Here is a 2,216-nt window from a genome sequence, read left to right on the forward strand (position 1 = left end):
CGGCCGGCGTGGCCGCCGCCCTGGCCGGCCTCGGCGCGGCCGAGCTGACGGCCGCCCTGCTCGCCCCGGTGGGCAGCCCGATCTTCGCCGTCGGCGCGCTGGTCATCGACCGCGCCCCGGCCTGGTTGAAGGAACTCGTCATCGCCCTGTTCGGCACGGCCGACAAGGTCGTACTGGTGTTCTGCGTCGCGCTCGGTGCCGTGGTGCTGGCCGCCGCCGCCGGGGTGCTGGAGTTCCGGTGGCCGCCGATCGGCCGGGTCCTCGTGGCCCTGGCCGGCGCGCTGGCCGTCTTCGCGGTGCTGTCCCGGGAGAACACCGCCGCCTTCGACGCGATGCCCGCAGTGCTGGCGATGGTCGTTTCGGCCGTGCTCCTCACGGTGATGGTCGCCCAGCTGCGCCGCACGCCCGCAGGCGCCGAGGCATCCGCCCCGGACCGCCGTCGGTTCCTGGTCTGGGCCGGGGCCAGCGCCGGCCTGGGCGTGCTCGCCGCGGCCGGCGGGCAGCTGATCTCGGCCGGTATCCGGGCGACGGATGCCGCGCGCGCGCGCTTCACACTGCCGGCCGCGGCCGTTCCCGGTGCCCCGATCCCAGACGGTGCCGCGCTGGACATCCCCGGCCTCACTCCGCTGATCACCCCGAACGCCGACTTCTACCGCATCGACACCGCCCTGCAGGTGCCCCGGATCGACCCGGGAACCTGGACGCTGACGGTCACCGGGATGGTCGAGAGGGAGATCGAGATCGACTTCGCCGAGCTCCTCGCCCTGCCCCTCGAGGAGAGCACGACCACTCTCGCCTGCGTCTCCAACGCCGTCGGCGGCGACCTGATCGGCAACGCGACCTGGCTGGGCTACCCGATCCGCCTGTTGCTGGCGCGGGCCCGGCCTCTCGCCGGGGCCGACATGGTGCTCTCCCGCAGCGAGGACGGCTGGACCGCGGGCACCCCGCTGGAGGTTCTCACCGACGACCGCAACGCGATCCTCGCGGTGGGGATGAACGGGGAGCCGCTCCCCCTCGAGCACGGCTACCCGGTGCGCATGGTCGTGCCCGGGCTCTACGGTTACGTGTCGGCCACGAAATGGGTGGTCGAGTTGAACGTGACCCGCTTCGACCGGGAGACCGCCTATTGGACGACGCGCGGCTGGACCGCCCGAGGACCGGTCAAGCTCTCCTCCCGGATCGATGTGCCGAGCCGTAACGCCGACATCGCGGCCGGACCGGTGATCGTGGCGGGTGTGGCCTGGTCGCAGTACGTGGGCATCCGCGGCGTGCAGGTGCAAGTTGACGACGGAGCCTGGAACGACGCGACCCTGGCCGACGCGATCTCGGCCGACACTTGGCGGCAGTGGAGCTGGGTCTGGCCGGCATCGGCCGGGCGGCACACCCTGCGGGTGCGGGCGACGGATGCCGCGGGCCTGGTGCAGACTTCTGTGCGCCGGGACGTGATCCCCGATGGGGCCACCGGCCTGCACGATATCCCGGTCACGGTCGCCTGAAGCGACCCCTCGCAGCCCCGCGACAGCCGGCCGGCGCGGGCGTATCTTCAACAGCGAAAACCACGCAGCGTGCCGGCGCATTGCCGTGCCCAGCTTGAGAGGACGGGAATCATGCACCGGAATGACGGATCGACAGTGCGCGCCGGCGGCTCACGTCGCCCCCCGGCAGCGGAGTAGACGCTTATGCCCACCCGGACGAAACTGACCCCCGCCGACCTGCGGCACTTCGAGAAGCTGCTCCGCCATCAGCGCCGCGACCTCGACATCGCGCTCGGCCGGATCGGCACCACCCTCGACGGTGTGATCGAGGCCAGAAACGCCGGCACCGCCGACGACGAGCACGATCCCGAAGGACCCACCCTGACCATGGAGTGGTCGCGCATCTCGGGTGTGCACAGCGACCTGGCGGCGCAGTCCGCGGCGATCGACCAAGCCTTGGCGCGCATCGCGGACGGCAGCTACGGGTTCTGCACCCGCCGGGGCGAACCGATCGGCCGGGAACGACTCGAGGCCCGGCCGTCCGCGGAGCTGTGCATCGACTGCGCGCGCGAGTTGGAGGCGCACCGCCGGGCCTGACCGAACCAATTCGACGGAGATTCTGGTCTCCAGAGCGGTTTTTGGTCTGGGGTGACCCGTGGTTTCCGGACAGTCTTTCTGAGAAGTTGAGATTGGATGGACTTATGGCACAGCGAAAATATGGGCGGTACACGCCCGAGCTCC

The 2,216-nt window shown here is 71.2% G+C and carries 2 protein-coding genes; both read left to right on the forward strand.

Annotated features, from left to right (window positions below):
* Positions 1–1,496: molybdopterin-dependent oxidoreductase (locus E3T40_RS16135; protein WP_241981813.1), on the forward strand; the 1,496-nt coding region annotated here is incomplete at its 5' end.
* Positions 1,497–1,679: 183 nt separating this feature from the next.
* The gene (locus E3T40_RS16140) at positions 1,680–2,072 is read left to right on the forward strand and encodes a TraR/DksA C4-type zinc finger protein (RefSeq protein ID WP_104169798.1); all 393 of its coding nucleotides are present in this window, start codon (positions 1,680–1,682) and stop codon (positions 2,070–2,072) included.
* The last annotated feature ends 144 nt before the right edge of the window (positions 2,073–2,216 follow it).

It is taken from the genome of Cryobacterium sp. TMT1-19 (assembly GCF_004403055.1).
Taxonomy (GTDB): Bacteria; Actinomycetota; Actinomycetes; order Actinomycetales; family Microbacteriaceae; genus Cryobacterium; species Cryobacterium sandaracinum.

Coding starts and splice junctions, on each gene's coding strand:
- E3T40_RS16140 (WP_104169798.1), top strand. CDS start 1,680: ATGCCCACCCGGACGAAACTGACCCCCGCCGACCTGCGGCACTTCGAG.